This is a genomic window from uncultured Phycicoccus sp. (genome assembly GCF_947495705.1).
GTDB lineage: Bacteria > Actinomycetota > Actinomycetes > Actinomycetales > Dermatophilaceae > Phycicoccus.
This window is the reverse complement of the sequence record NZ_CANLZR010000008.1, coordinates 1-13,822: the sequence shown is the minus strand read 5'-3', so window position 1 is coordinate 13,822 and position 13,822 is coordinate 1. Positions and strand designations below refer to the sequence as shown.

The window sequence follows — 13,822 nt, the reverse complement described above, 5'->3', positions numbered from 1 at the left end:
CGGACGAGGCGCCCCATCGTCCGTTCGGCCGCCCCGTCGACCGTTCGGCCAGCGCCTCGACCGATTCGGACGATACCCGCTGGTCCTCGTCCTGCCTACGGTTTCAGTAGGTCCTCAACGACAGGCGAGGACACCGGAAACGAACGGCGAAACGAGGTGGACATGAGCATCTCCCCGGAGGTGGCCCCGGTCGTGGGCCAGTGGGTTGCGGAATGGGCTCCGCTCGGCCGCTGCGCCGGCAGTGACCCGGACGCCCTGTTCGTCCAGGGCAAGGCCCAGCGCGCCGCCAAGGTCGTCTGCAAGGGCTGCCCGGTCGTGGCCGAGTGCCTGGCCGACGCCCTCGACAACCGCACCGAGTTCGGCGTCTGGGGAGGGATGACCGAGCGCGAGCGCCGGGCCCTCCTGCGTCGCCGTCCCGATGTCAGGTCCTGGACGGCCCTGCTGTCCGCCGCCAAGGCGAACAGCGCCGAGGGTGCGATCGCCTGACCCCACAGCTCCCCGGAGGGGCCGACCACCCCCTGCAGCCAGTCGTGACAACCCCTGCAGTCACGAGTGGCACGGTCGGCCCCCCGGGGCTTCTTCATGTCCGGGGCCGGTCGACCCGGCCGGGCGTGGTCGTCAGCCGGTCGCGAGAGCCTGCGCCACCCGCCGGAGACCGTCGAGGTCGTGGATGTCGGTGGGGGCGGCCGGCACCGTCGAGACCGGGACCCCCGGGTGTGCGGCGACGAACCGCCGCACGTGCCCCTCGTGACGGGAGGCGACCTCGGCGAGTCCCGTGTGGAGGCGCAGCAGCGCTGCGGTGAGCCCCGGCGCCGGGCCGGCGCCGTTGACGTCCTCGGCACGGTCGTCCAGCTGCTCGGCGGCCGCCTCGGCCCGCGCCCCGCTGAGCCCGGGCGCGCCGAGCACCTGCATCCGGTTGACGACGACGCCCGCGAGCGGCATCCCCTCGGTCTCGAGCCGGTCGACGAAGTACGCGGCCTCCCGCAGGGCGTCCCGCTCGGGCGCGGCGACGACGACGAAGGCCGTCGAGGGCTCCTTGAGCAGGGCGTAGGTGACATCCGCGCGTTCCCGGAAGCCGCCGAACATCGTGTCGAGCGCGGCGACGAAGGTCTGCACGTCACTGAGGAACTGGCCGCCGAGCACTCTCGAGAGCGTCGTCGCCGCGAGGTTGGCCCCGAACGAGAAGACCTTCAGGTACGCCCGTCCGCCGGCCTTCGCCGGGGCCATGAGGAGGCGGATGAAACGGCCGTCGAGGAAGGACCCCAGCCGCTTCGGAGCGTCGAGGAAGTCCAGCGCCGAGCGGGACGGCGGGGTGTCGACGATGACGAGGTCCCAGGTGCCCTCGAGGTCGGCCTGGGCCCGCAGCTGGCCGAGCTTCTCCATCGCCATGTACTCCTGGGTGCCGGCGAACGAGCTGGAGACGGACTGGTAGAAGGGGTTCTCGAGGATCTGGGCGGCCTTCTCGGGCGTCGAGTGGGCGAGCACGACCTCGTCGAAGGTCCGCTTCATGTCGAGCATCATCGCGTCGAGGGACCCGCCGGCGTCGGCGCCGACGGACCCCACGGGCCGCGGGGTGTTGTCGAGCTCGGAGAGGCCGAGGGACTGGGCGAGCCGGCGCGCCGGGTCGATGGTGAGGACGACGACGCGGCGGCCGGCCTCGGCCGCGCGGACCCCCAGGGCGGCAGCCGTCGTGGTCTTGCCGACCCCACCGGACCCGCAGCACACGATGATGCCCGTCGCGGGGTCGGTGAGGAGCCGGTCGACCTCGAAGCGGGCCGGGGCGTCCCGCGGCATCAGCGGACCCCCTGCTCGACGAGTGCGTCGGCAAGCACGGAGACGCCGCCGTCCTCGACCCCGCCGGCGAGCGCGGGCAGCCGCAGGACCGGGTGGCCGAGGGCCTCGACCTCGGTCGTGAGCTCCCGTTCGAGGGCGAGGCGCTGCGCGTGTGCGCGCCCTTCGGCGAGGAGGCCGCCCACGGTGCGGGCGCCCGACCGGACCCCGACCGTCGCGAGGTCGGCGCGGACCTGCTCCTCGACCTCGTCCGCGTCGAGGTCGGTGTCGAGCACCGCGGGCGGGACGGTGTCGCGGACCTGGTTGACGACGAGGGCGCCGACCCGGAAGCCCTCGCCGGTGAGCTGGGTGACGGCATCCGCCGTCTCCTGCACCGGCATCTCCTCGAGCAGGGTGACGATGTGCACCCGGCTGCGAGGGTCGTGGAGCATCCGGGTGATCGACTCTGCCTGGGAGTGGATGGGCCCGACCCGGGCGAGGTCGGCCACCTGCTCGTTGACCCCGAGGAAGCGGGCGACCCGCCCGGTCGGTGGGGCGTCGAGCACGACCGCGTCCCAGGCCAGTGGGCCGTGGCCGCGGCGCGCACCGGTCGTGCGGCCCACCGCCTCGTAGACCTTGCCGATGAGCAGCACGTCACGCACGCCCGGCGCGATGGTCGTCGCGAAGTCGATGACGCCCATCTTCTCGAGGGCGCCCCCGGCCCGGCCGAGCTTGTAGAACGTCTGGAGGTACTCGAGCAGCGCCGCCGTGGCGTCGACGGACAGGCCCCACAGCTCCCCACCCGACGGGTCGTGGACGAGGCGGCGCTCCTCGATGCCGAGCGGCGCGACCTCGAAGGTCTGGCTGATGCCCTGGCGGCCCTCGACCTCGACGAGCAGGACCCGCCGGCCCTGGCGGGCCAGGGCGAGACCGAGCGCACTGGCGACGGTCGTCTTGCCGACGCCGCCCTTCCCGGTGACCACGTGGAGGCGCACACCGTCCAGGGCGGTCTCGAGGGCAGGGGCCGGCATGCGGTCCAGGGTATGACCGAGCCTCGTGGCGGTCAGTGGAGGGTCAGCTCCTCGATCTCGGCGAGGACGAGGAGGTAGGCCGGGTGGTCGGGGTCGATGAGGTCGAAGTGGTCGGCCCCGCGGGCCACGGCGGTGGTCAGCGGGGCGTCCGCCGGCCGGCCCTGCGCGTACGCCTCGACGACGGCGGTGGGCACGACGTCGTCCAGCTCACCCGAGACCAGGGCCGCGGGGGCGGTGAGCGGGTGCCGTGCGGGGTCGGCCGCGGCCCAGTCGTCGGGGCGGTCCTCGGCCGACCCGGCGAGGAAGGCGCGGGTGGCGTCGTCGCCCAGGTGCAGCCGGTCGGCCTGGGCGAGGTCGGCGACGGGACCGAGGCCGACCACGCCGAGCAGCCCGGCCACCCGGTCCTCGGACGCGAGCCAGAGCACGAGATGGCCGCCTGCGGAGTGGCCGACGAGCACGAGGTTGTGCGGCAGGTCGGGGTCCGCTCGGGTCGCCTCGACCTGTGCCCGGACCGCGTCGGCGGTACCGGGCCAGCCACCCCCGGGCATGCCGGTGCGGGGGTACTCCACGCTCGCGACGTGGAAGCCGTCGCGGGCCAGCGCCTCGGCGAGCGGGGCGAGGTGGGCGCGGTCGTACTGCTCGCGCCAGAACCCACCGTGGACGAGCACGACGGTGACGCCCCGGGCCCGGTGCGGTTCGGGCTCCCACACGTCGTAGACGTCGGTCTGCCTCGGCCCCGTCACCTCCGTGCGGTCGGGCGGGCGGGCGGTGCGGGTCATGATCTCGGCCTCGTCGCTCACCCTCGCCACCGTAGCCCTCACGGGCCCGGGGATAGGGTGACGCCCATGCAGACCTGGGAGTACGCGACCGTTCCGCTCATCGTCCACGCGACCAAGCAGATCCTCGACCAGTGGGGTGAGGACGGGTGGGAGCTCGTCCAGGTCCTCGCGATGCCCGAGGGCAACCTCGTCGCCTACCTCAAGCGCCCGAAGGCCTGAGCGGTGGGCGCCGTCGAGGACCGCATCGCCGAGCTCGGGCTCACCCTGCCGGAGGTCGTGCCGCCCGTCGCGGCGTACGTGCCGGCCGTGCTCGACGGCTCGCGGGTGTACGTGTCGGGTCAGGTGCCGTTCGTCGACGGCGCGCTGCCCGAGACCGGGGCGGTCGGTGAGCTCGTCGGCATGGTGACGCCCGAGCGGGCCAAGCACCTCGCCGCCGTGTGCGCGCTGAACGCCATCGCGGCGGTCAAGTCCGTCGTGCCCGACCTCGACCGGGTCGAGCGGGTCGTCAAGGTCACCGGCTTCGTCGCCTCCCACCCGTCGTTCACCGGGCAGCCCGGTGTCGTCAACGGCGCCAGCGAGCTGTTGGGCGCGGTCTTCGGGGACGCCGGGGTCCACGCCCGGTCCGCCGTGGGGGTGGCCGCACTGCCGCTCGGCGCACCCGTCGAGGTCGAGGTGATCGTCCACGTCCGCGACTGACCCCGCGGGTCCCCGGGTGTCGCGCCGGCCGGTCCGCGACCCCGACCTGCTCGCCCGGGCCGAGGAGTGGCTGCGCGCCGGTGCGGCCGACGTGTCCAGCCCCCGCCCCGCGGCCACCGTCATGCTCGTGCGCGACGGGGACGCCGGCCCGGAGGCGTACGTCCAGCGCCGTGTCGCGACGATGGCCTTCGCGCCGTCGATGCTCGTGTTCCCCGGCGGGCGCGTCGACCCGGCCGACCACCACCTCGACCCCGCGACCCCCGGGCTCGCCGACCTGGCGGCGCACATGGGCGTCGCGCCCCGGGCCGCCGCGCCGTTCGCCGCCGCCGCGGTCCGCGAGGTCCACGAGGAATGCGGGGTCCTGCTCTCCGTCGAGGGGCTGCGCGGCCGGGGCCACTGGGTCACCCCGGCGTTCGAGCCGCGGCGCTACGACACCTGGATCCTCGCCGCCGCCATGCCCGAGAATCAGCACGCCCGCGAGACGAGCGGGGAGTCCGACGGCGGCGGGTGGGTGCATCCCGCCGACGTCCTCGCGAGGGCGGACGCCGGGGAGGTCCGGATGATGCCGCCGCAGGTGTGGGCCCTCGAGGCGCTGGCGTCCTTCGCCGACGTCGCGGCGTTCCTCGCCCACCGGCCGCGCATCGTGCGGGTCGACCCGGTGCTCGAACGTGACCCCGACGGCACCCTCGTGCTGCGCACCGACCTGCCCTGACTCCGCGCCTACAGTGGGCGGATGAGCGCCCAGCCGCCGCCGTCGACGCGGGCCCCGTGGGCCGGGGGCGCCGTCACCGCGCGGGCACACTGCCTCCTCGCCCCCAACCCCGGCCCGATGACGCTCGACGGCACGAACACCTGGGTCCTGCTCGAGCCGGGCAGCACCGACGCCGTCGTCGTCGACCCCGGACCGCACGGCGAGGCGCACCTGCAGGCCGTGCTCGACCACGTCGCCGGCCGAGGCGCCCGGGTGGCGCTCACCGTCCTCACCCACGCCCACGACGACCACGCCGAGGCGGCGCCGCGCTTCGCCGAGCTGACCGGCGCCCCGACGCGGGCCGTGGGCACCGGCCACGACGACCTCGCGGACGGCGACGTCGTGCGCGCGGGTGGGCTCGAGCTGAGGGTCGTCGCCACTCCCGGTCACACCTCGGACTCCGTCTCGCTCGCGCTCCCGGCCGACCACGCCCTGCTGACCGGCGACACCGTCCTCGGCCGCGGGACCACCGTGGTCGCCCACCCCGACGGCGAGCTCGCGGCGTACCTGGACTCCCTCGACCGGATCGCGGCCCTCACCGGCGGGGGAGCGGTGGCGACGATCCTCCCGGGCCACGGTCCCGTCGTGCCCGACGCCGCCGCGATGGTCGAGTTCTACCGCGTCCATCGGGCAGAACGGCTCGAGCAGGTGCGCCAGGCGCTCGCCGACGGGGCCGCCACCGAGGACGACCCGGTCGACGGGGTGCTCCGGCGGGTCTACGCCGAGGTGTCACCCGAGGTGTGGCCCGCGGCTCGGCTGTCGATCCGGGCCCAGCTCGACCACCTCGCCGCCACCGGCGCCTAGGTGAGACCTCGCGCGGTCAGCGGGCGCGGCGGCGCAGCCGCTCGACGTCGAGCAGGAGCACCGAGCGGGCCTCGAGCCGGAGCCAGCCGCGGGACGCGAAGTCCGCCAATGCCTTGTTCACCGTCTCGCGGGAGGCGCCGACGAGCTGCGCCAGCTCCTCCTGGGTGAGGTCGTGCGGCACGAGCACCCCCTCGTCGACGGGCCGCCCGAACCGGCCGGCGAGGTCGAGGAGGGCCTTGGCGACCCGGCCGGGGACGTCGGTGAACACGAGGTCGGCCAGCACGTCGTTGGTCTTGCGCAGCCGGCGCGCGAGCGCGCTCAGCAGCGTCAGTGCCACGCCCGGCCGCTGCCCGAGGAACTCCTTGAGCTGGTCGTGGCCCATCGAGACCAGCTGCGTCTCGGCGACCGCGGTCGCCGTCGCGGTGCGAGGCCCCGGGTCGAACAGCGAGAGCTCGCCGAACATCTCGCCGGGGCCGAGGATCGCCAGGAGGTTCTCGCGGCCGTCGGTGCTCGTGCGGCCGAGCTTGATCTTGCCCTCGGCGATGACGTACAGCCGGTCGCCCTGGTCGCCCTCGTGGAAGAGGATGTCGCCGCGTTCGAGGCGGGAGCGGCTCATCGTCGCGAGGAGCGTCTCGGCGGCCTGGTCGTCGAGGGGGGAGAAGAGCGGCGCTTTCCGCACGACGTCGTGGTCCACGTCGGACAGTGTGCCAGAACGTCCCCGGTGGGCCGGGGTGGTCCGGCCCGCTGTCGGCGGCGGCCCGTACGCTGGCCGCGTGCCAGCCCGCCCGTCACCCGCCGTCCGCCGTGCGGCCACCGGCGAGGAGTCGCCCGTCGCCCGCACGCGCCGGGCCCGGCGCATCGCCGCAGCCCTGTACGACCGGTACCCCTACGCGCACTGCGAGCTCGACTTCGACTCCCCCCTCCAGCTGCTCGTCGCGACCGTGCTGTCGGCGCAGACCACCGACGTCATGGTCAACAGCGTCACCCCCACGCTCTTCGGGCGCTGGCCCACGGCCGCGGCCCTGGCCTCGGCCGACCGCGCCGAGATGGAGGCCGTCCTGAAGCCCACCGGCTTCTTCCGGGCGAAGACGAACTCCGTCATCACCCTCGCGCAGGCCATCGTCGAGCGCTTCGAGGGTGAGGTGCCCGCGCGCATGGAGGACCTCGTCACCCTGCCCGGGGTGGGGCGCAAGACCGCCAACGTCGTCCTCGGCAACGCCTTCGGTGTCCCCGGGATCACCGTCGACACCCACGTCGGCCGGCTCGCCCGCCGCTGGGGCTGGACCCAGGAGACCGACCCGGTCAAGGTCGAGAAGGACATCGCCGCCCTCATCCCGCGGCGCGACTGGACGATGCTGAGCCACGTCGTGATCTTCCACGGGCGGCGCACCTGCTTCGCCCGCAAGCCGGCCTGCGGCGCCTGCCCCGTCACGCGGTGGTGCCCCGCGTTCGGCGAGGGCGAGACCGACCCCGACACGGCGCGGCGGCTCCTGAAGTTCGAGCTGGCCCCCGGCGCGGTCCTGCCCGACCCGCCGCCCGGTCCGCTGCCTGACGAGACCTGAGCGTCCGCCCCAGCAGAGGTATCTACGATGTCCGCCATGACCTCGGCACCGGCCTGGCTCCGCGGGCTCGCCGGACGGGACGACGTGGGTGGCCACCCGTGGTTCGCCGCCCACCCGGCTCCCGTCGGCGCGCGCCGTCGCTCCGCCGTGCTCGTCCTCTTCGGTCCCGGCCCCGACGGTGAGCCGGACGTCCTCCTCACCGAGCGCTCCCACACCATGCGGTCCCACCCCGGCCAGGTCTCCTTCCCCGGCGGCGCCATCGACCCCGGCGACGACGGCCCGGTCGGTGCGGCGCTGCGGGAGGCCGAGGAGGAGGTGGGGCTCGAGCCCTCCGGCGTCGACGTGCTCACCGTCCTGCCCTCGCTCTACCTGGCGCCGAGCGGCAACGCCGTGACCCCGGTGCTCGGCTGGTGGCCCGCTCCGGTCCCGGTCCGGGTCGTCGACACCCGGGAGGTGGCCCGGGTCGTCCGCGTCCCGCTCGACCACCTCCTCGACCCGGCCCGCCGCTTCACCGCGGCCTTCGGTCCGTACCGCGGGCCGGGCTTCGAGGTCGCCGACCTGTTCGTCTGGGGGTTCACCGCGACCCTCCTCGACGCCGTCCTGGACCTGGCGGGGGTCAGCCGACCCTGGGACCGCGACGTCGTCCGCGACCTGCCCGACTCCGTCCGATCCCCCTGGATGCGGATGATCGACGAGGGGGAGGGCGCATGACCGGGTCGACGACCCTCGACATCGTCCTCGTCGTCGCGCTCCTGGCCTACACGGTCAGCGGCTGGCGGCAGGGCTTCGTCGCCGCCGTCCTCGGGGTCGTCGGGCTCATCACCGGCGCCTACCTGGCCGTCCGTTTCGGCCCCACCCTGCTGGGGTCCCATACCGACATCGACGTCGCCACGCCGGTGGGCACCCTCGTGCTCATCGGCATCGTCCTGCTCGTCGCGACGCTCGGCCAGGGGCTGATGCTCGCCCTCTCCTCCACCGTGCGGGCGCGCATCCAGACCTCCGGGCTCCGCCTCGTCGACAGCCTCCTCGGGGCGGTGGCGGTGCTCGTGGCGGCGGTGCTCGTCCTCTGGGTGGTGGCCGGCGCCGTGCGCACCGGAGGCCCTGCCGCGCTGCGGTCCGCCGTCGCGCGCTCGACGGTGGTCCAGACCGTCGACGCCGTCGTCCCGCCGTCGGCCTCGCGCATCGTCGACGACGTGACGAGCGCCCTCGACCGCGGGGGCTTCCCGAGGGTCTTCGAGGGCCTCGGTCCCGAGCCGATCTCGTCGGTGCCGCCACCGGACGACGACCTGCGCCGGGACCCCGACATCGAGCGGGCGGTCGGGTCGGTCATCCATGTCCGGGCCGACGCCCCGCGCTGCGGCCAGGCCCAGGTCGGCAGCGGCTGGGTGATGTCCCGCGGCCATGTGGCGACCAACGCCCACGTCGTCGCGGGCGCCACGAGCGTCCAGGTCGACGTCGGCGGGACCGGCCCCGAGCTGGACGCCACGGTCGTCGCCTTCGACCCCGACCGTGACATCGCCGTGCTCTCGGTCCCCGGTCTCCGGGCGCCCGTCCTCGGCCGGGGCGAGGACCTCTCCCGGGGTGCGGACGCCGTCGTCGCCGGGTTCCCCGGGGACGAGGGGCTCTGGGTGGGCGCGGCCCGGGTCCGCGCCGTCCTCACCGCGCGGGGCGCCGACATCTACGGGCAGGCGGGCACGACCCGCGAGATCTACTCGCTGCGGGCGCAGGTGCGCCAGGGCGCCTCGGGCGGCCCGCTGCTCGACGCGGAGGGGGATGTCGTCGGGATGGTGTTCGCGACCTCGCTGGACGACGACGACACCGGCTACGCCCTGACCCTGGACGAGATGAGCCCGGTGCTGACGGCGGCCGCGCGATCCACCGCGGCGGTGTCCACCGGCCGCTGTGCGGCCGGGTGACGAGGCCGGGCCCGCCCTGGGTCAGCTCTGCTGCCGCTTGAGGACCGCGACCGTCTGCTTGCCCTGCTCGATCGCCCGCTCGGGGGCCGGCTTCGCCCGCTGGAGAGCGTTCTTGCCGAGGATCCCGAGCACGGCGGCGACGAGGAACAGGACGCCGGTGACGATGAGGTAGCCGGCCCACACCGGCAGCCAGATGGCGAGGACCCGCGCCAGGCTGTGGAAGAGGAAGATCAGGCCGAGCAGGCCGAGGAACGCGGCCCCGCCGAGCAGCCCGGCGCCGGTCGCCATGACCTTGGCGCCCTGGCTCACCTCCGCCTTGGCGAGCGCGATCTCACTGCGCACGATGCCTTGGAGGTCGTGTGTCGCGTCGGCGACGAGCTGCCCGATGGTTCGCTCGGAGCTCTCGGTGGCCATGGATCCTCGCCTCAGGTCGTCGTCGTGCCCCGTGGGGCCGTCGACCCCGACCTTACCGAGTGTCGGTGCTGCCGGGGTCGGTGGTGCCGGAGGCGGCCCGGGCGTCCTGCTCGTACAGGTCGGGGATGCCGTCGCCGTCGTCGTCGCGGGTCTCGTCCTCGTGGATCCGACGGTAGACCGCGTTGCGCCGCCGGAGCACGATCGCGGCGAGCGTGGCGGCCAGGACCGACCCGACGAGGACGGCGAGCTTGACGTGCTCGTCGCGTTCGGAGCCCTGGCCGAAGGCGAGCTCGCCGACGAGGAGGGAGACGGTGAAGCCCACACCCGTGAGCAGCGCCAGCCCGGCGATGTCGGACCAGGCGAGGTCGTCGTCGAGCTGGGCCCGGGTGAAGCGGGCCATGAGGTACGTGGAGCCGAGGACCCCGATGAGCTTGCCGACGACGAGCCCGAGGATGACCCCGATCGCCACCGCATCGGTGATCGTGTCGACGAAGCCGCCGCCGATGAAGGTGACGCCCGAGGCGAAGAACGCGAACGCGGGGACGGCGAAGCCCGAGGAGATCGGCCGGAGCCGGTGCTCGAACCGGTGGGCGACGTCCTCCTCGGCACTCATCGTGCTGAGTCGAGGTACCCCGTTGGCGCGGGGCTTGACCGGGACCGTCAGGCCCAGCAGGACGCCGGCGACGGTGGCGTGGACCCCCGAGGCGTGGACGAAGCCCCAGGTGAGTGCGGCCAGCGGGAGGAGCAGCCACCACTGGCCGAGCCGCCGCTGGGTGAGGAAGGCGAAGGCTGCCAGGGGGACGAGCGCCACGAGCAGCGGCGCGACCTCGAGGTCGGACGTGTAGAAGATCGCGATGATCGTGATGGCGATGAGGTCGTCGACGACGGCGAGGGTGAGCAGGAACGAGCGCAGCCCCGAGGGCAGGTGCGAGCCGATGACGGCCAGCACCGCGAGGGCGAAGGCGATGTCGGTGGCGGTGGGGATCGCCCAGCCGCGGGCCGCGTCGCCTCCGGCGCCCATGATGTTGACGACCCCGAGGAAGACCAGGGCGGGGACGACGACGCCCGCCACCGCCGCGAGCACCGGCACGGCCGCCTTGGCCGGCGTCCGCAGCTCACCGACGAGGAACTCGCGCTTGAGCTCGAGCCCCGCGACGAAGAAGAAGATCGCGAGGAGCCCGTCCGCCGCCCAGTGGCCGAGGCTGAGGCGCAGGTGGCCCCAGTCCGTGCCCACCTTCAGGTCCCGCAGCGCGAAGTAGGACTCCCGCCACGGGCTGTTCGCGAACGCGATCGCCACCACTGCCGCGACGAGGAGGACGGCGCCACCGATCGTCTCGGTGCGCAGCGCGTTGGCGACGAACTGCGCCTCGGTCCAGGACGGCCGGTGGAACAGGCCGTTGCGGCTCGGAGGCGGGGTCGCGCCGGGGGACGTGCTCATCGCGGCTCCTGACGAAGGGGGCGGACCGCGCGACTCGGTGTCGGACGCACGGCGATGACATGCCGACCAGACTTCCCGGCTCTCCGCGGGCAACCCTACCGGCCCCGGAAGGCCGGGTCGTTCCCGTCAGTCCGCGGAGCCGGTGGACATGCCGTCCTTGATGAGGCTCATCACCGAGCTGTCGGCGAGTGTCGTCACATCGCCCACCTCGCGGTTCTCGGCGACGTCCTTGAGCAGCCGGCGCATGATCTTGCCGGACCGCGTCTTCGGCAGCTCGGGCACGATCATCACCTGCCGGGGCTTGGCGATCGGACCGATCTCCTTGGCGACGTGGTTGCGCAGCTCCTGGACGGTGTCCTCGCCGTGGTCGGTGGCGTCACCGCGGAGGATGACGAAGGCGCAGACGGCCTGCCCGGTGGTCTCGTCCGAGGCTCCGACGACGGCGGCCTCGGCGACCGAGGGGTGGGACACCAGCGCCGACTCGATCTCGGCGGTCGACAGCCGGTGGCCCGAGACGTTCATGACATCGTCGACCCGGCCCAGCAGCCAGATGTTGCCCTTCTCGTCGTACTTCGCGCCGTCGCCCGCGAAGTAGTACTTCGGGCCGAACCGGCTCCAGTACGTCTCCTTGTAGCGCTCGGGGTCACCCCAGATGCCGCGGAGCATCGCCGGCCACGGCTTGGTGAGCACGAGGTACCCGACCTTCTCGGCCTCGGTGAAGGGGGCGCCGTCGTCGTCGAGGATCTCGGCGGCGATGCCGGGGATGGGCCGCTGTGCCGAGCCGGGCTCGAGGGTGGTGACGCCCGGCAGCGGGCTGATCATGATGCCGCCGGTCTCGGTCTGCCACCACGTGTCGACGATCGGCGCCGCGTCGCCGCCGATGTGCTTGCGGTACCAGAGCCACGCCTCGGGGTTGATCGGCTCGCCGACGCTGCCCAGCACCCGGATCGAGCTCAGGTCGAACGTCGCGGGGATGTCGGCGCCCCACTTCATGAAGGTGCGGATGGCCGTGGGTGCCGTGTAGAGCACCGACACCTTGTACTTCTCGATGATCTCCCACCAGCGGCCCTGGTGCGGGGTGTCCGGGGTGCCCTCGTACATGACCTGGGTGGCTCCGTTGGCGAGCGGCCCGTAGACGATGTACGTGTGGCCGGTGACCCAGCCGACGTCGGCGGTGCACCAGTAGACGTCGGACTCGGGGTGCACGTCGTGGACGACGGCGTTCGTGTAGGCCGCCTGGGTGAGGTAGCCGCCCGACGTGTGGAAGATGCCCTTCGGCTTCCCGGTCGTACCCGAGGTGTAGAGGATGAACAGCGGGTGCTCGCTGTCCATCGGCTGGGCGTCGTGGGTCGTGGGCTGGCCGTCGACGAGGTCGTGCCACCAGACGTCGCGCTCGTCGTCCCACTCGACCTCGGTGTCGGTGCGCTTGACGACGAGGACCTTCTCGACCGGTGACGCGTCGTCGCCGTGGTGGATCGCGGCGTCGACGGCCGCCTTGAGGGGCGCGGGCTTGCCGCGGCGGAACTGGCCGTCGGTCGTGACGACGAGCTTGGCGTCGGCGTCGGCGATCCGCGTGTGCAGCGCTTCGGCGGAGAAGCCGCCGAAGATCACCGAGTGCGGGGCCCCGATGCGGGCACAGGCCAGCATCGTGACGACGGTCTCGGGGATCATCGGCATGTACACCGCGACCCGGTCGCCCTTCTCGACCCCGAGCGACTCCAGGGCGTTGGCGGCCTTGGCGACCTCACGCTGGAGGTCGGCGTACGTGACCGTCCGGGTGTCGCCGCCCTCGCCCTCGAAGTGGATGGCGACGCGGTCGCCGTTGCCGTTCTCGACGTGGCGGTCGACGCAGTTGTACGCGACGTTGAGCTCGCCGCCGACGAACCACTTCGCGAACGGCGCCTCGGTCCAGTCGAGGGTCTGCTCGAAGTCCGTGGACCAGTCGATCCGTTCGCGTGCCTGCCGGGCCCAGAAGCCCTCGTGGTCGGCCGCCGCCTCGTCGTACATGGCCGCGGTGCCGTTGGCCTGCTCGGTGAACCCGGGCTGGGGGCTCAGGTCCATCTCGTGCAGGTGGCTCGACAGGCTGTCGTCGCTCACGGCTGGCTCCTCCTCGTCGTCGAGAACTCTGAGGGCCCAGCCAACCCGACCCGGACGCCGGAGGCAACCGCCGGGGCCACCGCCGGCCGCTCAGCGTGCGACCGGCTGCGACGAGCGGTGCCCGGCTGCACCCGAGCGGCGTGTCCTCGACCTCCGGCTCAGTCGGTGACGTAGGCCGCCAGCGCGTCGGCGACCGCTGCGGAGACCGAGCCGGTGCCGCCGAGGACGACGATCCGCTGGGGCTTGAGGCGGGTGAGCTCGTCGGCGATCGGGGTGGGGATGCCGCCGGAGCGGACGAGGAGGACGGGGCCACGCTGGACGCCCGCGGCGGGGGCGCCGGAGAGGGCGTCGGGGAACTTCGAGCCGGTGGCGACGTAGGCGACGGGGACGCCGGGGTCGAAGGTGCGGGCGCTGATCGTGGCCGACGCGGCGTACCGGTCGGTGCCGGACAGGCGGGTCACGTCGCCGGTCGTGTAGCGCCGGAGGTCGTCGGCGACCGCTGCGGAGACCGAGCCGGTGCCGCCGAGGACGACGATCCGCTGGGGCTTGAGGCGGGTGAGCTCG

The 13,822-nt window shown here is 73.8% G+C and carries 16 protein-coding genes; 8 read left to right on the top strand and 8 right to left on the bottom strand.

The window, feature by feature from the left end:
• Window positions 1–192: 192 nt before the first annotated feature.
• Complete coding sequence (locus tag Q0963_RS11875) at window positions 193–486, top strand: WhiB family transcriptional regulator (RefSeq protein ID WP_299446358.1); 294 nt, start codon at window positions 193–195, stop codon at window positions 484–486.
• Between the two features lie 132 nt (window positions 487–618).
• Here the strand turns inward: Q0963_RS11875 and Q0963_RS11870 are convergent, their stop codons facing one another.
• From Q0963_RS11870 to Q0963_RS11860, 3 genes are read right to left on the bottom strand one after another with little or no spacing between them, the layout of a single operon-like run.
• The gene (locus Q0963_RS11870) at window positions 619–1,794 is read right to left on the bottom strand and encodes an ArsA family ATPase (protein ID WP_299446030.1); all 1,176 of its coding nucleotides are present in this window, start codon (window positions 1,792–1,794) and stop codon (window positions 619–621) included.
• Window positions 1,794–2,801 carry an ArsA-related P-loop ATPase gene (locus Q0963_RS11865; protein ID WP_299446028.1) on the bottom strand — a complete coding sequence of 336 codons (1,008 nt, stop codon included), beginning with the start codon at window positions 2,799–2,801 and terminating at the stop codon, window positions 1,794–1,796. The genes Q0963_RS11870 and Q0963_RS11865 overlap by 1 nt, the downstream gene beginning before the upstream one ends.
• Before the next feature lie 32 nt (window positions 2,802–2,833).
• Window positions 2,834–3,601 carry an alpha/beta hydrolase gene (locus Q0963_RS11860; protein WP_299446026.1) on the bottom strand — a complete coding sequence of 256 codons (768 nt, stop codon included), beginning with the start codon at window positions 3,599–3,601 and terminating at the stop codon, window positions 2,834–2,836.
• A gap of 45 nt (window positions 3,602–3,646) precedes the next feature.
• Here Q0963_RS11860 and Q0963_RS11855 point away from each other — a divergent pair, with 45 nt between their 5' ends.
• From Q0963_RS11855 to Q0963_RS11840, 4 genes are read left to right on the top strand one after another with little or no spacing between them, the layout of a single operon-like run.
• Window positions 3,647–3,799, top strand: coding sequence for a DUF4177 domain-containing protein (locus tag Q0963_RS11855; RefSeq protein ID WP_299446024.1), 153 nt, complete (start codon window positions 3,647–3,649; stop codon window positions 3,797–3,799).
• A gap of 3 nt (window positions 3,800–3,802) precedes the next feature.
• On the top strand, window positions 3,803–4,276 hold the full coding sequence (locus Q0963_RS11850; protein WP_299446022.1) for a RidA family protein: 474 nt from the start codon (window positions 3,803–3,805) through the stop codon (window positions 4,274–4,276).
• A gap of 16 nt (window positions 4,277–4,292) precedes the next feature.
• Entirely contained in the window at window positions 4,293–4,988 is a 696-nt protein-coding gene (locus Q0963_RS11845) for an NUDIX domain-containing protein (RefSeq protein ID WP_299446019.1), read from the top strand.
• Between the two features lie 21 nt (window positions 4,989–5,009).
• A complete protein-coding gene (locus Q0963_RS11840; protein ID WP_299446016.1) occupies window positions 5,010–5,831 on the top strand; it encodes an MBL fold metallo-hydrolase in 822 nt (273 codons plus the stop codon).
• Between the two features lie 16 nt (window positions 5,832–5,847).
• On the opposite strand, the gene Q0963_RS11835 is transcribed toward Q0963_RS11840, so the two are convergent.
• The gene (locus Q0963_RS11835) at window positions 5,848–6,525 is read right to left on the bottom strand and encodes a Crp/Fnr family transcriptional regulator (RefSeq protein WP_299446014.1); all 678 of its coding nucleotides are present in this window, start codon (window positions 6,523–6,525) and stop codon (window positions 5,848–5,850) included.
• Window positions 6,526–6,604: 79 nt separating this feature from the next.
• Between Q0963_RS11835 and nth the strand changes: the two genes are divergently transcribed.
• Genes nth through Q0963_RS11820 form a run of 3 tightly spaced genes read left to right on the top strand, consistent with a single transcriptional unit; the run spans window position 6,605 to window position 9,309 of the window.
• Window positions 6,605–7,393, top strand: a complete 789-nt coding sequence (gene nth / locus Q0963_RS11830; protein ID WP_299446012.1) for an endonuclease III — start codon at window positions 6,605–6,607, stop codon at window positions 7,391–7,393.
• Window positions 7,394–7,429: 36 nt separating this feature from the next.
• Window positions 7,430–8,104, top strand: a complete 675-nt coding sequence (locus Q0963_RS11825; protein ID WP_299446010.1) for a CoA pyrophosphatase — start codon at window positions 7,430–7,432, stop codon at window positions 8,102–8,104.
• Window positions 8,101–9,309, top strand: a complete 1,209-nt coding sequence (locus Q0963_RS11820) for a MarP family serine protease (protein WP_299446006.1) — start codon at window positions 8,101–8,103, stop codon at window positions 9,307–9,309. Before Q0963_RS11825 ends, Q0963_RS11820 begins: the two co-directional genes overlap by 4 nt.
• A 21-nt stretch (window positions 9,310–9,330) precedes the next feature.
• Here Q0963_RS11820 and Q0963_RS11815 read toward each other — a convergent pair whose 3' ends face one another.
• From Q0963_RS11815 to Q0963_RS11800, 4 genes are all read right to left on the bottom strand, one after another.
• Complete coding sequence (locus Q0963_RS11815; RefSeq protein WP_299446003.1) at window positions 9,331–9,723, bottom strand: phage holin family protein; 393 nt, start codon at window positions 9,721–9,723, stop codon at window positions 9,331–9,333.
• Between the two features lie 52 nt (window positions 9,724–9,775).
• Entirely contained in the window at window positions 9,776–11,161 is a 1,386-nt protein-coding gene (gene nhaA, locus Q0963_RS11810) for a Na+/H+ antiporter NhaA (RefSeq protein ID WP_299446000.1), read from the bottom strand.
• 126 nt (window positions 11,162–11,287) lie between these two features.
• Complete coding sequence (gene acs / locus Q0963_RS11805) at window positions 11,288–13,222, bottom strand: acetate--CoA ligase (protein ID WP_299446356.1); 1,935 nt, start codon at window positions 13,220–13,222, stop codon at window positions 11,288–11,290.
• Between the two features lie 194 nt (window positions 13,223–13,416).
• The coding region (locus tag Q0963_RS11800; protein ID WP_299445997.1) for a cell wall-binding repeat-containing protein at window positions 13,417–13,822 on the bottom strand (406 nt) is incomplete at its 5' end.

Coding starts and splice junctions, on each gene's coding strand:
- Q0963_RS11825 (WP_299446010.1), top strand. CDS start 7,430: ATGACCTCGGCACCGGCCTGGCTCCGCGGGCTCGCCGGACGGGACGAC.
- nhaA (WP_299446000.1), bottom strand. CDS start 11,161: ATGAGCACGTCCCCCGGCGCGACCCCGCCTCCGAGCCGCAACGGCCTG.
- Q0963_RS11855 (WP_299446024.1), top strand. CDS start 3,647: ATGCAGACCTGGGAGTACGCGACCGTTCCGCTCATCGTCCACGCGACC.
- acs (WP_299446356.1), bottom strand. CDS start 13,222: ATGGACCTGAGCCCCCAGCCCGGGTTCACCGAGCAGGCCAACGGCACC.
- Q0963_RS11820 (WP_299446006.1), top strand. CDS start 8,101: ATGACCGGGTCGACGACCCTCGACATCGTCCTCGTCGTCGCGCTCCTG.
- Q0963_RS11870 (WP_299446030.1), bottom strand. CDS start 1,794: ATGCCGCGGGACGCCCCGGCCCGCTTCGAGGTCGACCGGCTCCTCACC.
- Q0963_RS11840 (WP_299446016.1), top strand. CDS start 5,010: ATGAGCGCCCAGCCGCCGCCGTCGACGCGGGCCCCGTGGGCCGGGGGC.
- Q0963_RS11815 (WP_299446003.1), bottom strand. CDS start 9,723: ATGGCCACCGAGAGCTCCGAGCGAACCATCGGGCAGCTCGTCGCCGAC.
- Q0963_RS11865 (WP_299446028.1), bottom strand. CDS start 2,801: ATGCCGGCCCCTGCCCTCGAGACCGCCCTGGACGGTGTGCGCCTCCAC.